Consider the following 20005-nt stretch of genomic DNA (forward strand, 5'->3'; position numbering starts at 1 on the left):
CCTAAGCAGAGTCGAAAGGGCCGTGAAAACATGAGTAGTTCGGGAACGCGCTCGACGGTATCCGGTCTGTTGCCGCTGGATACCACGGAGGATGTACGGGAGCGGGGGGCCGGTGTCGCCCGTCAGGTCGCCGTCCTTCCCGTCGGCAGCTTCGAACAGCACGGTCCGTTCCTGCCCCTGGCGACCGACACGCTCGTCGCGTGCGCCATCGCGCGGGAGGTTGCCGCCGCTTATCCGGTCCATCTCCTTCCTCCGGTGACGATCTCCTGCTCGCACGAGCACGCGGCCTGGCCGGGGACCGTCAGCATCTCCTCCGTCACGCTCCACGCGGTGGTACGGGACATCGCCGACTCGTTGCGCGGGTCGGGCGTCGACACCCTGGTGCTGGTCAACGGGCACGGCGGAAATTACGTACTGGGCAATGTGGTTCAGGAATCCGTCGGCAGCGGTACCCGTATGGCGCTTTTCCCGGCCATGGAGGACTGGGAAGCGGCGCGTGAACGGGCCGGTGTACAGACCTCGTTGCTCAGCGATATGCATGCGGGAGAAATCGAGACCTCCATTCTTCTGCATGCCCATCCGGAATTGGTCAAAGCCGGTTACGAGACCTCCGATTTCCTCGCCGACGACCGCCGGCATCTGCTGACCCTCGGCATGTCCGGCTATACCGAGTCCGGTGTCATCGGCCGTCCCTCGATGGCTGGCGCCGAGAAGGGGAAGGAACTGCTGGCGGCGCTGACCGATTCCTTCGGGGCGTATTTCTCCCTGGTGACGGCCAAGACGCTGTCTGCGGAAGACTCGGAAGCGGGAACATCGCCGGTCGTCGATCGTCGGCATTGATCGTGCCCTCCTGCGCTCTCCTCGCGGGGGCGCCGGAGCGCCGCGCACCACCGGCCGACCAGGACAACGGCGCCGGGCAGGCTCGCCGCGAAGCTGAGCACTCCGTAGACCACGGCGACGGTCAGGCCCATGCTCGCGCCGAGCCCCGCGGCGCCGAACGCCCAGGCGGTGACGCCCTCCCTGGGACCCCAGCCGCCCACGTTCAGCGGCAGCCCCATGGCGAGCAGGGCCAGCAGCGCCAGCGGCATCAACTGGGCGGCGGACGCGGTGGATCCGGCGACCCGGGCGGCGAGCACGAACATGGCCAGGTGTCCGGCCAGCACCAGCACCGACGAGAGCAGCACGCCGGGCCAGCTCCCACGGGCGAGCAGCGCGCCGCGCGCCTCGATGAGCGCGGCGCGGACGGCTCCGTACCGCCGGGAGCGGCCGGGCGCCCGGCCCCTGCGCACGGCGCCCACGGTGACGACTCCGCACACCGAAACGGTCGCCAGGATCACCGCGAGCTGCCGGGTGTCGGCGAGCACCGGCGACGGCTGCGTGAGCAGCACGGTCGCCCCGACGGCCACCAATACCGCCTGCCCCGCGGTCCGTTCGAGCACCACCGCCCGCACCCCGCGCCCCATGTCCCCGGCGCTCTGTCCATGCCGAACGGCACGGTGCACATCGCCGAGCACCCCGCCGGGCAGCGCCGCGTTCAGGAACAGCGCCCGGTAGTAGTCCGCGACGGCCGACCCCAGCGGCAGCCGGATCCGCAGCCCACGCGCCACCAGACTCCACCGCCACGCGCTCAACACCGTGGTGAGCAGCCCGAGTCCGAGCGCCGCCAGCAGCGTCACACCGTCGATCCGCCGCAGCCCGTCCAGAAAGACCCCGGTACCGAGCCGCCACAGCAGCACACCAAGGATGACGACACCGGCGACGGTGCCGAGGTGAGTACGCAGCGCGCGAGAGCCGAGCCGGGCACGCAGGCCTGCCGCGGGCCGAGTACGGGCCGCGGCCGCCTCGCTGCTGCCGACGGGCATCGAAGCGGCCATGTTCTTGGCCCGGGTCGGGGCCGCCCCACCCCGAGCGGGGGCCTGGCCCGCCGCGCCACGGACAGGAGTCGAGCCCGCTCCGCTGCGGGCATACGTCGCCCCCGCGCCGCCGTCGGCCCGCACCGGCTCCGCCTCACCCCGAGCGGCATCCTGGCCCACCACTCCGCGAGCCGGAATGAGGTCGGTTTCGCCGCGGATCCGGAGGGCGGCCGCCTCGCCGAGGGTGCGGATCATGCCCGCCGGGGCACGGTTCGCGCGCCTCTGGGCCGCGACCGCGCTCGGGTTCTTCGCACGTGTACGGACGGCGCTCGCGTCCATCTCCACTGCTTCCGCCCCCGCCCCCGCGCTCACGCCGCACCACTTGTCGGCCCGGGCAGCGCCAGCAGGTCGCTGTGGTGGACCACCGCCCGCAACTCGCCCGCGGCGCACGCCGTCAGGCGGGAGCGCAGATACGTCTCCGCACGCGCCGCGAGGTCGGGCCGCTGCTCGCAGGCCGCGCGGACCCAGCCGCGCAGCCACTCCTCGGTGAGCGCGGCGTCGTCGGGGCCGAGCCGCCAGGGGCTCGGATGCACCCGTACCGTCGCGCCGTACCGGCCGAAGGCCTCGCAGGCCTCAGTGATGGCGTCGGGGCCGAGCAGCTCGCCACGCCGCTGGTGGGCGTTGAACGCCTCGGCGAACTCGGCGTCGAGCGGGTCGGCCGGCGCGAGTTCGATCCGCCCCACGACGGACAGCGTCAGCAGCGCCGGCGCCCCGGCGCCGGCACAGGCCGCCGCGAGCCGGTCGATCTCCTCGCCGGTGAGCACGTCGAGCAGCGCGGAGGCGGTCACCAGCGAGGCCCCGGCCAGGGCGTCGGCGGTCAGCCGGCCGATGTCGCCGCGCTGCGTGGTGACCGTGACGCGGCTGCCGTCGGCGGCCGCCCGTGGCGCCCCCACCGTCGCGAAGTGCAGCAGATACGGGTCCCGGTCGTGCAGGATCCAGTGCTGTGGGCCGTCCAGACGCGGCGCGAGCCAGCGGCCCATGGAGCCGGTTCCGCAGCCGAGATCGTGAATGACCAGGTCGCCGCCGCGCCCAGGCCGGTTCGCCAGCCGGATGCGCAACGGGTCGAGCAGTTCGGGCGCCCGCGCGCCGGCGTCGGCGCCCTCGCGCAACTGGAGCCACTGGGGGGCGTAGCGCGGCACGTCGTCGGCATCGGCTGCACCGACTCGCTGACCAGGCACACCAGTCCTCGCATTCTTCCCGGAGCCGCCGGGCGCCGCCGGACCCTGTCCGGGTACCCCCGCCGGAGTCGTAGCCGTACTCACGCCGCCCTCCGAGGTTCCCGGGGCAGTCGGCCCAGCACGCCCGCCAGGCTGCGGGCCGTCGTGGCCCAGCCGTCCAGCGCGGCGCGGCGGCCCCGCGCCGCCGCCTTGAGGCGGCGGCGTACGTCGGCCTCGCCGAACCAGCCGCGCAGTTCCGCGGCGAGGGCCACCGGATCCTCCGGCGGTACGAGGATGCCGGGCACCCCGCCGTCGGGTGCCCGCCCGACCGCCTCGGGAAGGCCGCCGACGTCGGTTGCCAGGACCGGGATCCCGCGTGCGAGGGCCTCGGTGACAGCCATGCCGTACGTCTCGGCGTATGAGGTGAGGACCATGAGGTCCGCCGCGGCGTAGCTCGCGTCGAGTTCAGCGCCGGCCTGCGGTCCGGCGAGGTGCAGACGGTCGCCGAGGCCGTGCTTCTCGATCAGGGCGCGCAGCCCGGCGACGTACGCCGGATCCTGGCCGAGTCCACCGACGCAGACGCAGCTCCAGGGGAGGTCGGTGACGGTCGCGAGGGCCTCGACCAGCCGGTGGTGTCCCTTGCGTGGGGTGACCGCGGCGACGCACAGCAGCCGCGAGACGCCGTCCGTTCCGGAGGCGAGCGGCGCGATGTCGGCGCCGGGCGCCGCGACATGGACCTGGTCGGGGGCGAGCCCGTGGTGGGCGACGAGCCGGCGGACCGCCCAGTCGCTGGTGGCGACGACGGCCGACACGGCCCGGAGCGTCGTACGTTCCCGGGCGTCCAGGTCGGCGGCCACAGCGGGTGCGAGTCCCGTCTCGTCGCCGAGCGGCAGATGCACCAGAACGGCGAGGCACAGCCGTTCGGCCTCGGGGACGATGATCTCGGGGACGCCGCAGGCGACGAGTCCGTCGAGCAGGACGACGGTGCCGTCCGGCAAGTCACGGAGCGTACGGGCCAGTTCCGTACGGGCGGCGGATCCGGGGCTGGGCCAGCTGCCCGCGACGGCGTGCCGGTGGACCTGCCAGCCGAAGCCGGGCAGGTCCAGGCAGAGCCGTCGGTCGTAGGCGTTGCCGCCGCTCGGCGCGGCCGGGTCGTCGACGCCGCCCGGCATCACGAAGTGCACGGAGCGCAGGGACATGGGGATGATCTCGGCGTTCTTGAGAGCCGCGTTCTGTACAGGCACGTAATTCAGGGATGGGTGGCCCCTGTTCAGGGACGCCTGGTCCACGGTCGTGTCGGTCACAACGCACGCTCGTAACTCGCCCACGCGATGTGCGACTCGTGCAGCGTCACCGTGATGCCCGAGAGGCCGTGGGCGCCCTCGCCCAGCGCACCGGCGTGCACGCGATCGGCGAGTCGGTCGGCGATGACCTTGGCAAGGAACTCGGTCGAGGTGTTGGTGTCCTTGAAGTCCGGCTCGCTGTCGAGATTGCGGTAGTTCAACGCGCTCACGACGGCGCCGAGTTCCTGGGTGGCCAGACCGATGTCGACGACGATGTTGTCGTCGTCCAGCTCGGCGCGCCGGAAGGTGGCGTCCACCAGGAACGTCGCCCCGTGCAGGCGCTGCGCGGGGCCGAAGACCTCGCCACGGAAGCTGTGGGCGATCATCAGGTGATCGCGGACGGTGATGCTGAACAACGGACGACCCTCCAGGTGCGGTGCGTCTGATCCCCTGCCGGGGGCACGCCGTGTAGTACGGCTGCCCCGTTCTCCTTGTTCAGCTGCCTGTTCCCCTTTCTTTGGAGTCCTTGGAGGTCAGGCAAGCTGTTGCGCGCTCAAACGTCGTCGTAGACCACGCGGTGGCACAACCCGGGTATCGATCCGGAGGCGAGCTTCGCCATCACGTCCGGCAGTTCCTCGAATCCGCACTCGCCGGTGATCAGCGCGTCGAAGGCGGGTTCGGCGAGGAGTTCGAGGGCGAGCGCGAGCCGGTCGGCGTACGTCCTGCTGTCCCGGCGTGCCGGGGAAACGGAACCCACCTGGCTGCTGCGCACGACAAGGCGCCGGGAGTGGAAGGCCTCCCCCAGCGGCAGACTGACGCGCCGGTCGCCGTACCAGCTCAGTTCGAGCACGGTCCCCTCCGGGCGAAGGAGTTCCAGCGACCGGGCAAGGCCCGCCTCGGTGGCGCTCGCGTGCACCACGAGGTCGCACTCGCCGGCGGCGTCCTCGGGGAGCGCGAAGTCGACGCCGAGGGCTCGGGCGATGTCGCCGCGTGCCGGGTCCGCGTCGACCAGCTGGACACGGACGCCCGGGAAGCGGGCGAGGAGCGCGGCGACGGAGCAGCCGACCATGCCGCCGCCCACCACGGCGATCCGGTCCCCGATCAGCGGCGCGGCGTCCCACAGGGCGTTCACCGCGGTCTCGACCGTCCCGGCGAGCACGGCGCGCGAGGCGGGTACCGAGTCCGGTACGACCGTGACGGCGCTCACCGGGACGACGTATCGCGTCTGGTGCGGATACAGGCAGAAGACGGTCCGCCCGCGCAGCGACACGGGTCCTTCCTCCACCTGGCCGACGCTGAGATAGCCGTATTTGACCGGTGCGGGGAAATCCCCGTCCTGGAACGGTGCACGCATCGATGCATGCTGACTTTCCGGAACACCCCCACGGAAGACGAGCGTCTCGGTGCCCCGGCTCACCCCGGAGCAGAGCGCTCGCACCAGCACCTCCCCCTCGGCGGGTGCCGGAAGGGCGACTTCCCGTATCTCGCCGTGCCCGGGCGACCGGAGCCAGAAGGCGCGAGCTGTGAGTTCCATGAGCGTCCCCCTGAACGATTCAGCAGATCTTCACGTACGGAGCAGTGACAAGCCGCGCACTGTACGCGGCGCTGATCGACTCTGTCATATGGCCGGAGGATGTGCGGTGGCCCTGAACAACACTTACGACGCGAGGCTCCTGGCGCAGGAGACCACGGTGGGAGCGGGTGTGCAGCTCCTGTTGCTGGCTCTGCTGGGCACGGCGATCGGGATGGGGCCCGCGGGCTGGCTGACCGGCCTGGCCTTCGCGATCGCCACCTGGGCGGTCCTGACCCGCGCCCTGCGCCGCTCGCGGCCCCGTTCGTTCGGTCCCGCCAATCGGGTGACGCTGGGCCGGGCGATCCTGGTCGGCGGCGTCACCGCCCTGGTCGCGGACTCCTTCCAGAGTTCGCCCCCGGTCACCCTGCTGGTCGGTCTGACGGCGGTCGCCCTGATCCTCGACGGCGTCGACGGCAAGGTCGCCCGCCGCACCGGAACGTCCTCGGCGCTGGGTGCCCGCTTCGACATGGAGGTCGACGCGTTCCTGATCCTGGTGCTGAGCGTGTACGTCGCGATGTCGCTCGGCCCGTGGGTGCTGCTGATCGGCACGATGAGGTACGCCTTCGTGGCCGCCGCGCGCGTGCTGCCGTGGCTCAACGCCGCGCTGCCGCCGAGCATGGCGCGCAAGACGGTGGCGGCCCTGCAAGGCATCGTGCTGCTGGTCGCGGGCGCCGGGATCCTGCCGTACGCGGCGACCTTCGGGGCCGTGCTGCTGGCCCTCGCGCTGCTCGTCTGGTCGTTCGGCCGCGACATCACGTGGCTGTGGCGCCGGGGTGGCCGAAAGGCCGCCGGATCCGTCAGCCCGTCACCTCGCCCGATACCGGTGCATTCCGAGGGTTGATCACATGCCGGTGCAGGTCGGCTCCGTTGGTGTCGGCCGGCCCGAGGTCCGCGAAGCGGAACCGTTGCAGGCCCGCCGGCGACGGCGTGCAGGCCGGAGCGCAGGTTGTCTCCACCCCGCGTCGGTCCGAGGGTGCGGCGTTGTCGACCCCGATAGGTCAAGAACGGGTGTCTCCGGTGATCACCCGGCGGCCGAGGTCAGCCGTACTTCTTGAGGAAGGCCTTGACCTCGGCCCAGACGGACGGCTGTTGCAGCAGGATGTCGCTTCCGTGGGCAGCGCCCGAGACCATCTCCAGCTTTTCGCCGTGGGACTTCTTCGCCAGCTTGTCGAGGTCCTTGGCGTCCTGGGCGAACTGCCCGTCACCCGCCGCCGCGAGGAAGTACACGGGCATGGTCAGCTCCGGAACCGCCTTCGTGGCGTCCATGTCGCTGTAAAGGCCCGGCCCCGAGAGGGACACCACCGCCGCTACGGCCGGCTCGATCTTCGAGGCGGCGACGAGGGAGGCGGTGCCGCCCTTCGAGGCACCCATCAGAAGGATCTTCTTCGCTCCTTCGCTCCGCAGCCGGGCGGCGGCGCCCTCGATCTCCGGGACTTCGGAGGAGTTGCTGTTGACGGCGAGCACCCGGTAGCCGGCGGCGGCGAGCTCGTCGGCGGACGGGATCCAGGAGCAGACATCGTTGTTCGACTGGTGGGACAGGACGATGCCGGTGGCACCGGTGCCCGTCTCGTAGCCGTGGACCGTGTCGCCCTCGGTGTCCTTGAAGGTCACCGAGTGCTTGAGTTGCTTGCCCGCCAGACACCCGAAGTCGTTGGCCGTGGCCTTGGTCGTGGCCGCCTTCGGTGCCTTGGCACCGGTGTCGCCGTCGCCGCCGTCACCGCAGGCCCCCAGCACCGGCAGCCCGGCGCAGAGGAGCACCACGGCAGCCCGGGCCGATCGCCTCATGCCGCCCTCCCTCGCAAGAAGCCCCACGTGAGCACCTCATGACGCGACCCGTGCGCCCGGCGCGGTCGCGTCGGGATGAGGCAGGCCGAGGTGATCGCGCAGAGTAGTGCCCTCGTACTCGGTGCGGAAGACCCCGCGCTCCTGGAGCAGCGGGACCACGGTGTCGGCGAATGCGTCGAGGCCACCCGGAGTGCTGTGCGGGACGAGGATGAAACCGTCGGCGGCGTCGGCCTGCACGAAGGAGTTGATGGTCTCGGCGACGGTGGCCGGGGAGCCCACGAAGGACTGCCGGTTGCCGGTCTCGATGACCAGCTCACGGATCGACCAGTTGTTGGCCGCCGCCCGCTCCCGCCGCTCCCGGGCGGTGGCCAGCGGGTGGCGGTACATCCGCACCTGGGCGCGGCCCCGCGCGATGGTGTGCTCGCCGAGGTCGGGATCGATGTCGGGGAGCGGGCCCTCCGGGTCGTATCCCGACAGGTCGCGGTTCCAGTGGAACTGCCCCTCGATGTCGAAGTGCTGCCCCTTGTGCACAAAGGCTCCGGCCTTCGCGTCACGCAGGAAAGTGCCGGTCTCCTGGTCGGCGACGATCTCGTCGCCGTGCCACGAGTCGAAGAGCTCGTGGGCGGTGGTGAGGAACTCCTTGGCCCGGGAGTACCGCTCCTCCTGCGGGAGAAAGCCGCCGCGGCGGAAGTTCTCGCCGGTGAAGGCGTCCCAGGAGGTAACGACGTTCCAGGCGGCGCGTCCGTCGGGACGGCCATGCCGTTTCTTCCGGCTGCGGCCCGGGAGTTCACACCAGGACGAAGTTCGGACGGCGGGGCTCGGCGTGCAGCGCGGTGTCGAGGAGTTGGACGCCCTGGCCGCTGCGAACGCGGGACAGGGCGCCGCGTGGCGCCCTTCTGGAAAATACTTGACGGAATCTGTCAGGTATTGAGCCCAAGGTGGTGTGCACAGACAGTGCACCGGCGCCGGACGTCTCTCGGTCCGTCCGCGGCTTCCGGTGTCCCGAGCGGGAGGTTGGTCATGGCACAGCACGCGGTCGCATTCGAGGTGGCCGGTCCGTGGTCGCTGGCCACGAGCCGGGAGTTCTGGGAGGAGTTCGCGCCGCTGGCGCCGGCCTCGACGGCGGGTGCCGACGACGCGCTGCGCACGGTCTTCCACGCCGACGCCGACTGGCGCCGCGTCGCCGCGGAGATCAGCCAGTACGGCGCCACGGCCCGGGTCGTGGTGCTCGGCGACGGCGACCTGGACGCCGCCGCCGAGCAGGTGCGCCGGTTCCTGTCCCTGGACGTCGACGCCCGCGGCTGGCCCGCGGTCGCCGAGCGCGACCCGGTGATCGCCGAGGTCCAGGGCCGCTGGCCGGGCCTGCGGCCATGCGGCTTCCACTCGCCGTACGAGGCCGCCACCTGGGCGGTACTGACCCAGCGCACGGGGATGACCTCGGCCCGGCGCATGCGCGACGACCTCATCGCCCGCTACGGCTCGGGCGGCGCGTTCCCCTCCCCCGAGGCCCTGCTCGGCCTGGACTTCGAACTGCCCTGGCGCAAGACCGAGTACCTGCACTCCGTGGCCCACGCCGCGCTCGACGGGCTCCTCGACGGCGCCCGGCTGCGCACTCTGAACCCGGAGGAGGCCGTGCGGCAGGTCCAGCAGGTGAAGGGGCTGGGCGCCTTCTCCGCCGAGCTCGTCGTCGTACGGGGCGCCAACCATCCCGACATCCTGCCGACCCAGGAGCGCCGGCTGGAGGCGGAGATCACCGAACAGTACGGGCCCGGCCACAGCCGCACCGAGGTCTCCGAGAACTGGCGCCCCTACCGCACCTGGGCCGCACTGCACCTCCGCGTCCTGCGCGCCGAGCGCATGGGCACGACCGCCGCCCGCCCCGCTCGCGCCGGCAGGTAAGACAGTGGTTCCCGCGCCTGCTTCCGGGGCAGGCGTGAGTCACGGTGACAGGAGCCCCCGGACCTCGTTCGCCAGCAGCCGGCCCGTATCCACCGCGCCGGAGACCAGACGCGTACGGGTGAGGGCGAAGGCCGGGCCGCGCTCGCGGTCGGCGAAGGCGATGCTGCCGCCGCTGCCGTGGTGGCCGAAGGCCGTGAGTTCACCTGCCGTTTCGGGCAGCACGAAGCCCTTGCCGAGGGAGACGCTGTGGCGCGGCGTGTCGGGGCCGAGCGGGCGGCCGTCGGACGCGTCCGCCACGCCCGCGCAGGCGTCGACGATCGGCTCGCCGTGCAGACAGACCGCCACTTGGGGGCCGCTCTCCTCGCCCGACTCCACGAACCGTTCGAGCATCGCGTCGATCCGCGCCCGCACATCCGCATCCACGCCGTGACTCACGTGTGCATCATGGCACCGGCGCGCTCTCGAATCCGTAACCTGCGGCGACCGCGATCGAACATCAACTGGCTAGACTACGCACCCTCGTGCACGCGATCGCGCCACGTACGAGCAAAGCCGTTCCCGAAGGGTTTCGACGCTTGATAGCCATCGAAGAGGTCAGCAAGCGATACGCCGACGGCACGGTGGCCGTCGATCGCCTGTCTCTGCAGATACCGAACCACTCCATCACCGTTCTCGTCGGACCCTCGGGCTGCGGCAAGACCACCACGCTGCGCATGATCAACCGCATGGTCGAGCCCAGCAGCGGCACCATCCGGGTCAACGGCGAGGACATCCTGCGCCAGCCGGTCAACGCCCTGCGCCGTTCGATGGGTTACGTCATCCAGAACGCCGGGCTCTTCCAGCACCGAACGATTCTCGACAACATCGCCACGGTGCCGCGGCTGCTCGGCTGGTCCAAACAGCGCGCACGGGCCCGTGCGGCCGAGCTCATGGAACGGGTCGGCCTCGACCCGGCCATGGCCCGCCGCTATCCGTACCAGCTCTCCGGCGGCCAGCAGCAGCGCGTCGGCGTCGCCCGCGCACTGGCCGCCGACCCGCCGATCCTGCTCATGGACGAGCCGTTCTCCGCGGTCGACCCGGTCGTCCGCCGGGGCCTGCAGGAGGAGTTGCTCCGCATCCAGGGCGAACTCGGCAAGGCGATCGTGTTCGTCACCCACGACATGGACGAGGCCATCACGATCGGCGACCGCATCGCCGTGATGCGCACCGGCGGCAAACTCGCCCAGTTCGCCGCCCCCGACGAGATCCTGTCGTCGCCCGCCGACTCGTTCGTGGAGGAGTTCCTTGGCGCCGACCGAGGCATCCGCGGTCTTTCGTTCCTGTCCACCCGCGACCTCGAACTCGACCGCTCCCGGGTCTTCCCGGTCGGCTCCGACTGGCAGGAGATCGCTGGGCGGGACGCGGAGCGGTCGCCGGTGCTGGTGACCGATGCCGACGGCAAGCCGCTGGGCTGGGCCGACCTCCCGGTGTGGGGCGGTGACATCAAGGCTCTGGAGCCGTACGGGCAGAGCTTCGAGGTGGGCCGGGACTCGCTGAGGGTCGCCCTGGACCGGGCGGTGCTGGCGCCGACGGGTCAGGCGGTCGCCGTGGACGGCGCGGGGCGAGTGCTGGGGATCGCCGGGCAGGAGACGGTCGCCGCGGCGATCCGCGCGGCCCGGCAGCAACGGGCCGCGGACTCTGCGCAGGGCCCGTCGGACTCCCCAAAGGGCCCGTCGGACTCCCCGCAGGACCCGTCCCAGGCGAAGGCCACCCGATGAACGGGTTCTTCGACATTCCGAGCGACCTCCAGCACAGCTATCTCGGCCTGATCTCCTGGCACATGCAGGAGGCGCTGATCCCGGTGCTCGTCGGTCTGCTGCTGGCCCTGCCGATCGGCCTGCTGTGCGTCCGCTTCAACTGGCTCTACCCGCCGGTTCTTTGGACCACCACGGTGCTGTACGCGATCCCGTCGCTCGCCTTCTTCGTGGTGCTCATCGACTACACCGGGCTGAGCCGGCTCACCGTGATGATCCCGCTGTGTCTGTACAGCCTGGTGATCCTCGTCCCCGCGGTCGTCGACGGCATCCGCTCGGTCCCCGAGGAGACGAACGCCGCCGCGGCGGCGATGGGCATCGGCCCAGGGCGCCGCTACCTCCAGGTCCAACTGCCCATCGCCGTACCGGCGATCATGGCGGGGCTCCGGGTGGCGACCGCCTCCAGCATCAGCCTGGTCAGCGTCGGCGCGCTGATCGGCAACCAGGGGGCGCTCGGCAATCTGCTGACCACCGCGATGCTGTACCACCGGCCCGTCCTCGCGGTGAACTCAGTGGTCACCACCGCCGTTCTCGCGGTGCTGGTCGACGCCCTGCTGGTGCTGCTGCGGCGGGTGCTCACCCCTTGGCAGCCGCCGTCCGGCCGCAGGTCCAGGCGCCGTACGTCCACGATCGCGGGCGCCGCACGTACACCGGAGAGCGTCTCGTGAACGTACTCAACTACATCCAGTCGTTCTTCAGCGACGGCTCCCACTGGCACGGCTACGACGGCATCCCGCAGCGTGTCTGGGAGCACCTCCAGTACTCCACCGAAGCCCTCGCGATCGCCGCGGCCATCGGCCTGCCCATCGGCCTGGTCACCGGGCACACCGGCCGCGGCGGCAACGCGCTGGCCTTCGTGTCGGCGGGCGCCCGGGCCCTGCCCACGTTCGGGCTGCTGGTGCTGATGTTCGTCTGGCTCGGCCTCGGCATCCTGCCCGTGATGATCCCGCTCGTGGTGCTGGCGATCCCCCCGGTCCTCATCACCGCCTACGAGGCGATCCGCAATGTGGACCCCTCCCCCGTCGACGCGGCCCGCGGCATGGGCATGTCGGAGGGGAAGATCCTGCTCCAGGTCGAGGTGCCCGCGGCGCTGCCGCTGATCCTGAGCGGTCTGCGCTCGGCGGCCATCCAGATCGTGTCGACGGCGACGATCGCGGCCTATGTGAGCCTCGGCGGAGTCGGCCGCTACATCGTGGACGGCCTCTACCAGCGCAACTACGAGAAGGTGGTCGGCGGGGCCACCCTCACGGCCGTCCTCGCGCTGCTCGTCCTGGTGCTCTTCTGGGCCGTGGCCCGGGTGACGGTGTCCCCGGGTGTGCGCAGGCGCCGGGCGGCCTGACGGCCATGCCGAAGGGGGGCGGGCGCCCGGCCCGTCCCGCCTTCACCGTTCGGCGGTGGCCAGCGCGTGTTCGAGGACGACGAGCAGCGCGTCCCGTACGGAGCCTCGTTCGCGGGCGTCGAACACGGTCACGGGCACGTGGTCGGCGACGTCGAGCGCCCACCGTACGTCGTCCAGGTCGTGTTCGACCTTGCCGTCGAAGGCGTTGACGGCCACCGCGAAGGGGATGTCGCGGTGCTCGAAGTAGTCGACGGCCGCGTAGCAGTCGTCGAGCCGGCGGGTGTCGACGATGACGAGCCCGCCGAGCGCACCCTCGACGAGGTCGTCCCACATGAACCCGAACCGCTCCTGGCCGGGCGTCCCGAACAGATAGAGCTTCAGCGTCGGATCGAGGGTGACGCAGCCGAAGTCCATGGCGACGGTCGTGGTCATCTTCTCCGGGGTGTGCGTGAGGTCGTCGACGCCCGCCGCGACCGAGGTGATCGACGCCTCGGTGGTCAGCGGCTCGATTTCGGATATGGCGCCGACCGTGGTGGTCTTGCCCACGCCGAAGCCGCCGGCGATCACCATCTTCACCGGCAGCGGCGGCCGGGGCCCCTCGGCGTCAGCCCTCACGGATCGCGCCCCGGGAGTCGGGGATAGCTCGGAGACCATCGATAACCCTTCGCAATACGGTGGCATCGCGGGCGGACTCGGCCTGCGGTGCGTACAAGGCCAGTTGACCGTCGGCGCGCAGATCGTCGGCGAGCACCCGGATCACATTCAAGTGCATCCGCAGTTTCGCCGCGATCTCCGCCAGCGACTGCGGCTGGCGGCAGATCGTGATGATGTCGCGGTGCTGTTCGAAGACGAAGGCGTCGAGCGCGACCAGCCCCAGCTCGGTCGCGACCACCTGGGTCTCGATCGGGATCGGCGGTACGAGACTGTCGCCGCCGGCGATCCTCCCCGCGGTCAGCAGGAATGGCCGGACGACCGACGCTGGGGGCTCCACTGCCCACCCTGCGCCGTCGGTGGCTGATGGCTTGCCGGCCGTCATCACGTCCTGCCCCTTCGCTTCGCGGGCCGTCACCGGTCATTGTGACGCCCCGTCGGACGTCAACCGGTCGGGGCGATGCCCACGGTGTTCTTGAGCTCCATGACCAGCTGCGGGCTCAGGACGGCACCGGCGCGGTTGGCGAAGAGGGTCATCTCGTACGCGATGTTGCCGAGCTTCGCCTCCTTCGAGGCGACCACGCCGAGCACCGCGCCCGCGCCGAGCGCCGACACCAGGACGTGCCCCTCCTCCAAATCGATGATGACCTTGTTCAGAGCGCCGAGGCCGTAGTTGCCGGACGCCCCCATGGCAAGGCTGGTGATGCCGGAGACGATGGCCGCGAGCCGCTCCGAGTCCGCCTGTCCGCGCAGTTGGGACACCGCGATGAGCAGTCCGTCGGAGGAGACACCGATCACGTCGACGACCCCGGCCGTCTCGGTGGCGAATCGATTGAGCAGCCAGTTGAAGTCGGCAGCGGCCGCCTTCACGTCCGTCACCTGCTCCACGGCTCCGGACTCCGGCTCGCCTGTCCACATGGTCACTTGCTCATGCCTTCCGGGGATGAGGGTCTGCTGTTCTGTGTGCTGGATTCGGTCGGGGTGCCGGGCCGGCCCCCGGGCGGGTCGCCCCGGTGGTCCGGTCCTCGGTCGCGCTCTCGCGCTGGGCGCGCCGGACGGCGGCCTCGAACTCGTCGATCTCGGATCGTGCCGCCTCCGCGTCCGTGGGCTGCCAGGCGGTCGGCCGCGGCTTGTTCGTGACGGTCCGTTCGGGCAACCGGCTCGACGCGGTGGTGGCCGACAGGGTCGCACCGCGCACCCGGCGCCGCAACGGACCGGCATCGCCGGGGCGCGCGGGAGCCGCCCGTCCGGAGCCGCGGTCCGCGCCACTGCCGGACCGCGAACCGAAACCGTCGGCCGCACCCGGGGCCGTAGCGCGCCCGGCCGCCTGACGTGGCCCAACGCCCGTATTGGGAATGGCAGTTCCAGGGTTGCCGCCCTGCCGGGGTCGGGACCCGCCGGGTCCGCCCGCCGGGTGGGCCAGGGCGTCCTCGCCGACGGTGTCCCGCGCGGGTTCCGTGCGGCGTGCGTGGCCGGGGGAATCCTCGCCCCGGGAGCGTGCGGGAATCCTGCGGGGCAGGCCCGAGGGGCCGGGCGGCGACTCGACCCTCGCGGGGCGCGGCTCGCTCCCGGCGGAATGACGGGCGGGCGGCAGGATGTGCGGGGCCCGGGCCGCGGCCTGTGCCGGATCGGTGAGCAGGAGCTGTGACGAAGGGACGGCCACGGTGGCGGTGACGCCGCCGCCCGGGGTGCGGGACAGCACGACTTCGATGCCCCAGCGCCGGGACAGTCCGCCGACCACGAACAGCCCGAGGACCTCCGTCGGCGCCAGGTCGAGCCGTTCGCGGCGGATCAGGCGGGCGTTCTCCTTCGCCAGCCGCTCCGGACTCATCCCCAGCCCGTGGTCGATGATCTCGACGAGGGCGCCGGCGGAGCCGTGCCGGGGACGCAGGACCACCTCGACTGCGCTGGTCGCCGGGGAGAACATCACCGCGTTCTCCAGCAGTTCGGCGAGCATCAGCGTCAGATCGCCGACGATGTCGGGGGCGACGGTGACATCGCCCTCGGCGTGCGGGGTGACACGCTGGTAGCCCTCGATCTGGCCGAGCGCGGCCCGCACGATGTTGCTGAGCCGCATGGGTTCGGTGTTCAGGCCCGTCTCGCTGATCCCGGCGAGCAGCATCAGGCTGTCGGCGTTGCGCTGCAGACGTACGGCGATGTGGTCGATGCGGTAGAGCCGGTCCAGTACCTCGGGGTCGGTCTCGCCGCGCTCCACCGAGTCGATCAGGGCGAGTTGACGTGCCGTCAGATTGCTGACGCGGCGGCCGACGTTGCCGAACATCTCGGCGATGTTGCGCCGGCTGATGACCTGGCGCTCCAACAGGGCGGTGGCGGTGACCTGAACCTGGTTGAAGGCTTCGGCGAGTTCACCGATCTCGTCGCGCACCGGCACGGGCACGGCTTCGAGGCGCGGCGGGCTCGCGTCGTCGGCGTCGTCGTCGGCGACCCGGGCCAGCTCGGTCTCGGCAGCGGTGGCCACGTGCTGGGCCGCCGTGGTGAGGCTCCGCACGGTCCGCACCACGGAGCGGCGCATCAGCACCGAGAACAGGAGCCAGGCTCCGAAGGCGAGCAGGGTGCCGGCGATCAGCCAAGCCACCTGCCACCAGGCGCTGTTCGAGGCGCCCTGGGTGTCGGCGGCGATCTCGCCGATGAGCTCCTGGACGATCTTCAGCCGGTTCTGGGCCTGGCGCTCGTAGGTGGGGTCGGCCGTCAGCGCGTCGTCGAGCGCGGCACGCAGCTGCGCCGGGTTCTCGGCGACCAGAGCGCTGGGGTCGACCTGGAGCGCGGCCCAGTGCTGGGTGATGACGCTCTGGTACGGGCTGTGTTCGATCCCGGCGAGGTCGCTGCCCTGTTCCTGGGTGGCGAACCGGGTGAACCGCTCGGACTGGTAGGTGTACTGGTCGTAGTCTCCGACCGCTCCGGTGAACTCGATGAGCGCGTTGGGATCCCGGGTGCGGGCCGCGAAGACGCTGGTCTCGAACGACGCGTGGGCGGTGTCGGCACGCAGCAGCGCGTCGAGCAGATTACCCGCGGACGACGAGGACTCGCTGCCCGACCGGCCGAGTCCGAGGCCGTTGATGAGGCCCTCGATCACCGATCCGTACGCGGGGTCGATGTTGTCGGCGGGTATGGGGCCCTGTTCAACGGTCTTGCGCAGGCTGTCCAGGCCCTCCAACTCCTTGAGCGCCTGGGCCTCGGCGTCGGGCAGCCGGCCCCCGTACGTCGACCGGACGGCCTCGATCTGGGCGCCGACCTTCTGCTGCGCCTGGAGATACGCGGAGGTGTCGGGCGGGCTGTCACCGGAGCGGGCGGCCTCGTGACGCAGGGAGACCAGAAGTGCCTGCCGGTGCTCGGTCTGCACGCCGTCGATGAGTTTGGTCACCTGCGCGCTGTCCCGCACGAGTTGGGCGGTGTCGGCGGCGGACCGGGCACGGTCGACCTGACCGTAGACGACGTAGGAGAGCATCGCGGAGACGACCACGAGCGGCACGATCACCAGGACGTTGAGTTTCCGGCGAAAAGGCCAACGGTCCAGGAGAGATGGCGTCCGGCCTGTTCCGGGAGCCGTGGTCGGCAGCTCCGGGGCGGCCTTTCTGTGCGCGGGCACCCAACCTCCTCGACGTTGTTCCCCGTGGAAGCCCATTGCCCGGGCTGCGTGGTTCAGCAATCGCGACAGTGCGCTCAGGCCGACAAGTGGAACAGGGCCCTCGACGCGGCCAACATTAGCGGCTGCCGCAAGAGTACGGCCATGATCAACCAAAAAGTGACATGTGGAGACGCCGGATTCGCGTACATATTGGCCGCGTTGCGCATACGGGGCGCAGCCGAGTGGTCCCCATCGGTGATCTATTCGTGTCTTGACGGTCCGCGAGAGGGCTAGATTGGATCGGTCTGGACCGTCACCACCCGCGCTTTCCGGCCACCACCGCCCCACCCGATGCCAAGTCTGGATGACCAACGTGACCATCGCCAGAAGCACCAGAACGTCCGCAACGTACGCTGTTTCCCTGCTGGTTGTGGCCACGGCCGCACTGACGGGCTGCGGTTCCTCCGACGACTCCGGCAAGAGCGACCCGTTGAAGGGGGACACCGCCAAGGGCGGTACGGTCGTTGTCGGTTCGAACAACTTCCCCGAGAGCATCCTGCTCGCCGACATTTACGGTGAGGCCCTCAAGTCCAAGGGCATCAAGGTCAATTACAAGCTGAACATCGGCAGTCGCGAGACCACGTACGGTCTGATCAAGAACGGTACGATCACGGTCCTGCCCGAGTACAACGGGGCTCTGCTCGCCTATCTCGACGCCAAGGCTGCACCGACGACCGTCGAGGAGACCAGCCAGGCCATATCGGCCAAACTCGATGCCAAGCTCACCCTGTTGACCCCGTCCGAGGCCCAGGACAAGGACGCGGTCGCCGTCAACGAGGCCACGGCCAAGAAGTACAGCCTGACGGACAAGTCGACGATCGCGGACCTCGCCGACTCGGCGAAGGACCTCGTCATCGGCGGCTCGCCCGAGTTCCAGACCCGGCAGCAGGGGCTGAAGGGCCTCAAGTCCGTATACGGCCTCGAATTCAAGTCCTTCAAGGCGCTGGACGCGGGTGGTCCGCTGACCGTCGCGGCTCTCAAGGGAAACAACATCCAGGCCGCGGATATTTTCACGACGGACCCGGGAATCAGCAAGAACAAGTTTGTGGTCCTGCAGGATCCCAAGAATCTCTTCGGTTTCGAGAACGTGACGCCGCTGGCATACAAGAGCGGTCTCTCGTCGGCCGGAGTTTCCGTACTCAATGGCGTCTCGGCGAAGCTCGACACGGAAACCCTGGTCAAGCTCAACAGCCAGGTGCAGAACGACAACAAGGACCCGCTGGACGTCGCGAAGGCGTGGCTGTCCTCCGCCGGCCTGACCTGACAGGTGGCACTGCCCGACGGCCGGGGCGGGCATCCGCCCCGGCCCGGTGCGCCGACCTCCTCGCTCGACGGGCGTGGCCTCGATGCGGGCGCCGTCGCCCGGATCGCCGACGGCGCGCTGCCTCCCGTCGTGCGTCCGGCGGCACTGGAGGCGATGGAGCGCACCCGGTGGGCGGCGCGCAGGCTGTCGGCGGAGGGCGCCCGGGTCTACGGGCGCAGCACCGGCGTCGGAGCGCACCGGGGCGTTGCCGTCGAGGAGCGCGACGGCGCGGGCCATGACCTGCGGCTGCTGCTGAGCCATGCGGGCGGCCTGGGCGATCCCCTGCCCGTGCGCCAGGTCCGCGCGATGATGGTGGTGCGGACCAACCAACTGCTCGCCGGGGGCTCCGGTTTGCGCTCCGAGATCGCCGTGGCCCTCGCGGACGCGCTGCGAGCCGGGGTGCACCCCTTGGTCAACGAGTACGGGTCCGTCGGCACCGGCGATCTCACGGCGCTGGCCCAGCTGGGGCTGGCGCTCTTCGGGCACGGCTCGTGGCAACGGGACCAGGGGCGCGGCATGGAGCCGTTCCCCGGGCGGCTGGAGATCCAACGCGGCGACGCTCTCGCCCTGTTGAGCAGCAACGCCCTCACCCTCGGCCAGTCCGCGCTCGCCTGCCACGACCTCGGCACGCTGCTCCGCGCCGCGCACATGGTGGCCGCGCTCTCGCTGCACGCGATCGACGGATCCCTGGAGCCGTACGCATACGAGGTCCACCGCGCGCACCCGCATCCGGCGGTCGGGCGGGCCGCGGCGTGTGTGCGGGGGGTGCTCGGTGTACCCGGGCGTCGCATGTTCGGCGAACCCGAGCGACGGGCGTCCGGCGAACCGGAGCGGCTGGAGTCTGGCGCGGCGGAGCAGCAGTCGCCCGGTGCACAGGAGCGCCAGGTACCCGCCGTGCGGGAGCAGCGGGAGCCCGGCGTGCCGGATCAGGCGACGCCGCCGCCCCCGTCCCCGTCCGCTCGTGTGCAGGACCCCTTCGGCTTCCGGTGCTTCCCGCAGACCCACGGTCCCGCGACGGAGGCGTGGGCCGGTCTGGATCGCGTGCTGTCCATCGACCTCAACTCCGCCACGGAGAATCCCCTCATCGGCTGGGACGAGCTCACGGGTGCCCCGGTGGCCCACCATCACGGTGGTTTCTTCGCCACTCCGCTCACCCTCGCGCTCGACCAGCTGTGCCTGGCCGTGCTCGGCACGGCCAGGCTCTCCGCCGCCCGGCTGTCCGGCCTCGGCCGCCCCGAGCTGACGGGACTGCGCTCCTACTTGGCCGACGAAGCCTCGGCGGGGTCGGGGATGATGATCCTCGAGTACAGCGCGGCGGCCGCGCTCGCCGAGATCCAGGCGTGCGCCGCCCCGGCCGCCCTCGGGCACGTGGTGCTCTCGCAAGGGGTGGAGGAGGCGGCGAGCTTCGCGACCCAGGCGGCCCGCAAGTCACTGCGGCTGGCCCACGCGTACCGGCTGGTCCTGGGCTGCGAACTGCTCGCCGCGGTGCGGGCACTGCGCCAGCGCGGCGCCGCCCCTGCCGCCAAGACCCCGGCGGGTCACGCGTACGCCCGGGCGGCGGCGGTCCTGGACCCGGCCATGGAGGACCGCCCGCTCACGGACGACGTGACCGACGCCGCGGCCCTCCTGGACGAGTTCGCCGAACTCACCACAGGGTGCTGAC

General features: G+C 71.1%; 18 protein-coding genes and 2 pseudogenes. 8 read left to right on the plus strand and 12 right to left on the minus strand.

The window, feature by feature from the left end; translation table 11 throughout:
- The first annotated feature begins 30 nt into the window (after positions 1-30).
- A complete protein-coding gene (locus tag ACZ4RZ_RS36060; protein ID WP_467751094.1) occupies positions 31-840 on the plus strand; it encodes a creatininase family protein in 810 nt (269 codons plus the stop codon).
- 140 nt (positions 841-980) lie between these two features.
- Here ACZ4RZ_RS36060 and ACZ4RZ_RS36065 read toward each other — a convergent pair.
- The 5 genes and pseudogenes from ACZ4RZ_RS36065 to ACZ4RZ_RS36085 all read right to left on the minus strand — a co-directional run.
- Positions 981-2192: pseudogene (locus tag ACZ4RZ_RS36065) on the minus strand (lysylphosphatidylglycerol synthase transmembrane domain-containing protein); the annotation flags it as partial.
- A 29-nt stretch (positions 2193-2221) separates the two neighbouring features.
- Positions 2222-3091 (minus strand): class I SAM-dependent methyltransferase, encoded by an 870-nt coding sequence (locus ACZ4RZ_RS36070; RefSeq protein WP_467751095.1) that lies wholly within the window; start codon positions 3089-3091, stop codon positions 2222-2224.
- 80 nt (positions 3092-3171) lie between these two features.
- The gene (locus ACZ4RZ_RS36075) at positions 3172-4374 is read right to left on the minus strand and encodes a glycosyltransferase family 4 protein (RefSeq protein ID WP_467751096.1); all 1203 of its coding nucleotides are present in this window, start codon (positions 4372-4374) and stop codon (positions 3172-3174) included.
- Positions 4371-4769: a 6-pyruvoyl trahydropterin synthase family protein gene (locus tag ACZ4RZ_RS36080; protein ID WP_467751097.1), complete on the minus strand. Its 399-nt coding sequence runs from the start codon at positions 4767-4769 to the stop codon at positions 4371-4373. The genes ACZ4RZ_RS36075 and ACZ4RZ_RS36080 overlap by 4 nt, the downstream gene beginning before the upstream one ends.
- Positions 4770-4906: 137 nt before the next feature.
- Complete coding sequence (locus tag ACZ4RZ_RS36085; RefSeq protein ID WP_467751098.1) at positions 4907-5887, minus strand: zinc-dependent alcohol dehydrogenase; 981 nt, start codon at positions 5885-5887, stop codon at positions 4907-4909.
- A 106-nt stretch (positions 5888-5993) separates the two neighbouring features.
- Between ACZ4RZ_RS36085 and ACZ4RZ_RS36090 the strand changes: the two genes are divergently transcribed.
- Entirely contained in the window at positions 5994-6767 is a 774-nt protein-coding gene (locus ACZ4RZ_RS36090) for a CDP-alcohol phosphatidyltransferase family protein (protein WP_467751100.1), read from the plus strand.
- A 197-nt stretch (positions 6768-6964) separates the two neighbouring features.
- Here the strand turns inward: ACZ4RZ_RS36090 and ACZ4RZ_RS36095 are convergent, their stop codons facing one another.
- Complete coding sequence (locus ACZ4RZ_RS36095) at positions 6965-7711, minus strand: alpha/beta hydrolase family protein (RefSeq protein ID WP_467751101.1); 747 nt, start codon at positions 7709-7711, stop codon at positions 6965-6967.
- A 36-nt stretch (positions 7712-7747) separates the two neighbouring features.
- Positions 7748-8455: pseudogene (locus ACZ4RZ_RS36100) on the minus strand (LLM class oxidoreductase); the annotation flags it as partial.
- Between the two features lie 276 nt (positions 8456-8731).
- Between ACZ4RZ_RS36100 and ACZ4RZ_RS36105 the strand changes: the two are divergent.
- Positions 8732-9610, plus strand: coding sequence for a DNA-3-methyladenine glycosylase family protein (locus ACZ4RZ_RS36105; protein ID WP_467751102.1), 879 nt, complete (start codon positions 8732-8734; stop codon positions 9608-9610).
- Between the two features lie 39 nt (positions 9611-9649).
- On the opposite strand, the gene ACZ4RZ_RS36110 is transcribed toward ACZ4RZ_RS36105, so the two are convergent.
- Positions 9650-10045 (minus strand): hypothetical protein, encoded by a 396-nt coding sequence (locus tag ACZ4RZ_RS36110; protein ID WP_467751104.1) that lies wholly within the window; start codon positions 10043-10045, stop codon positions 9650-9652.
- 140 nt (positions 10046-10185) lie between these two features.
- Between ACZ4RZ_RS36110 and ACZ4RZ_RS36115 the strand changes: the two genes are divergently transcribed.
- Genes ACZ4RZ_RS36115 through ACZ4RZ_RS36125 form a run of 3 tightly spaced genes read left to right on the plus strand, consistent with a single transcriptional unit; the run spans position 10186 to position 12742 of the window.
- Positions 10186-11367, plus strand: a complete 1182-nt coding sequence (locus ACZ4RZ_RS36115) for an ABC transporter ATP-binding protein (RefSeq protein WP_467751105.1) — start codon at positions 10186-10188, stop codon at positions 11365-11367.
- Complete coding sequence (locus ACZ4RZ_RS36120; RefSeq protein WP_467751106.1) at positions 11364-12071, plus strand: ABC transporter permease; 708 nt, start codon at positions 11364-11366, stop codon at positions 12069-12071. Before ACZ4RZ_RS36115 ends, ACZ4RZ_RS36120 begins: the two co-directional genes overlap by 4 nt.
- On the plus strand, positions 12068-12742 hold the full coding sequence (locus tag ACZ4RZ_RS36125; RefSeq protein ID WP_467751107.1) for an ABC transporter permease: 675 nt from the start codon (positions 12068-12070) through the stop codon (positions 12740-12742). Before ACZ4RZ_RS36120 ends, ACZ4RZ_RS36125 begins: the two co-directional genes overlap by 4 nt.
- Before the next feature lie 42 nt (positions 12743-12784).
- Here the strand turns inward: ACZ4RZ_RS36125 and ACZ4RZ_RS36130 are convergent, their stop codons facing one another.
- Genes ACZ4RZ_RS36130 through ACZ4RZ_RS36145 form a run of 4 tightly spaced genes read right to left on the minus strand, consistent with a single transcriptional unit; the run spans position 12785 to position 17000 of the window.
- A complete protein-coding gene (locus tag ACZ4RZ_RS36130) occupies positions 12785-13396 on the minus strand; it encodes a GTP-binding protein (protein ID WP_467751109.1) in 612 nt (203 codons plus the stop codon).
- Complete coding sequence (locus tag ACZ4RZ_RS36135) at positions 13347-13778, minus strand: DUF742 domain-containing protein (RefSeq protein ID WP_467751155.1); 432 nt, start codon at positions 13776-13778, stop codon at positions 13347-13349. Before ACZ4RZ_RS36135 ends, ACZ4RZ_RS36130 begins: the two co-directional genes overlap by 50 nt.
- Positions 13779-13837: 59 nt before the next feature.
- Positions 13838-14311, minus strand: coding sequence for a roadblock/LC7 domain-containing protein (locus ACZ4RZ_RS36140; RefSeq protein WP_399090928.1), 474 nt, complete (start codon positions 14309-14311; stop codon positions 13838-13840).
- A gap of 10 nt (positions 14312-14321) precedes the next feature.
- Positions 14322-17000 (minus strand): sensor histidine kinase, encoded by a 2679-nt coding sequence (locus tag ACZ4RZ_RS36145; protein ID WP_467751110.1) that lies wholly within the window; start codon positions 16998-17000, stop codon positions 14322-14324.
- 343 nt (positions 17001-17343) lie between these two features.
- On the opposite strand from ACZ4RZ_RS36145, the gene ACZ4RZ_RS36150 reads away from it, so the two are divergent.
- The gene (locus ACZ4RZ_RS36150) at positions 17344-18303 is read left to right on the plus strand and encodes an ABC transporter substrate-binding protein (protein WP_467751111.1); all 960 of its coding nucleotides are present in this window, start codon (positions 17344-17346) and stop codon (positions 18301-18303) included.
- A gap of 3 nt (positions 18304-18306) precedes the next feature.
- The gene (locus ACZ4RZ_RS36155) at positions 18307-20004 is read left to right on the plus strand and encodes an aromatic amino acid ammonia-lyase (protein ID WP_467751113.1); all 1698 of its coding nucleotides are present in this window, start codon (positions 18307-18309) and stop codon (positions 20002-20004) included.
- The last annotated feature ends 1 nt before the right edge of the window (position 20005 follow it).

The organism is Streptomyces sp. NPDC027189, assembly GCF_055566975.1.